Origin of the sequence: Leptolyngbya sp. CCNP1308 (assembly GCF_034932455.1) — a bacterium.
Taxonomy (GTDB): domain Bacteria; phylum Cyanobacteriota; class Cyanobacteriia; order Phormidesmidales; family Phormidesmidaceae; genus Nodosilinea.
Genome location: NZ_JAYGIH010000066.1, coordinates 1 through 837, shown reverse-complemented (window position 1 = coordinate 837; position 837 = coordinate 1). Strand labels below are relative to the sequence as shown.

1 protein-coding gene is annotated in these 837 nt (G+C 62.8%); it reads right to left on the bottom strand.

The window, feature by feature from the left end:
- The coding region (locus tag VB780_RS14255; protein WP_323351826.1) for a diguanylate cyclase domain-containing protein at positions 1–837 on the bottom strand (837 nt) is incomplete at both ends.

Below are 837 nucleotides of genomic sequence, written 5' to 3'. Positions count from 1 at the left end.
GGCGATCGCCTCGGCCCCGGCTTGGTCAGTGTCGGGCAGCACCAGGACAAACTCTTCGCCGCCGTAGCGGGCCACCAGGTCGGCGGGGCGCTGGGCCACCTGCTCTAGGGCCTGGGCCACCTGCTGTAAACATACATCCCCGGCGGGGTGGCCGTAGGTGTCGTTGTAGGGTTTGAAGTAGTCGATGTCGCACAAAATCAGGCTCAGGGGAGCCTGAACCCGCAGCAGGCGGTTCCACTCCTGCTGAAGGTTAATATCAAAGCTGCGGCGGTTGGCCAGCTGGGTGAGGCCGTCGTGGGTGGCCAGGTGTTCGAGCTGGCGGTTCACGGTTTGGATGTGCTGGTACAGCTGCGACTGCTGAATTGCGATCGCCAGCTGGGTGGCCAGTCGCTTCAGCACATCTAGCTCAGATGTTGCCCAGGGGTGGGGGCTCTGGCTGTGGTAGGCCAGCAGCATACCCCACAGGCTATTGCCCTGCACAATCGGCACAATCACCTTGGCCTGGGCCTGGGTGAGGCGATCCATCGGGCAGGGAATTGTCTCCTCCACCTCGATATTGGCATAGGCTCTAACCTCGCCTCGCAGATAGCCCGCCAGGTGGGTGGCGTCGGCGGTGGTTTGAATTCGTTGACCCAGCAGGGAGGGTAGTCCCGGCGTCGCGGCTTCGGCAGTCACCGTGCCGCTGCCATTGGCATCGAACTGGTAGATCATCACCCGGTCAGTGTGCAAAAACTGCTGCACCTCGGTGACGGTGGTAGTGAGAATTGCCTCCAGGTTGAGGGTCTGGCGAATGCGCTGGGCAATCTCACTCAGCAGCCGCTCTTGCGCGGCCCGCCG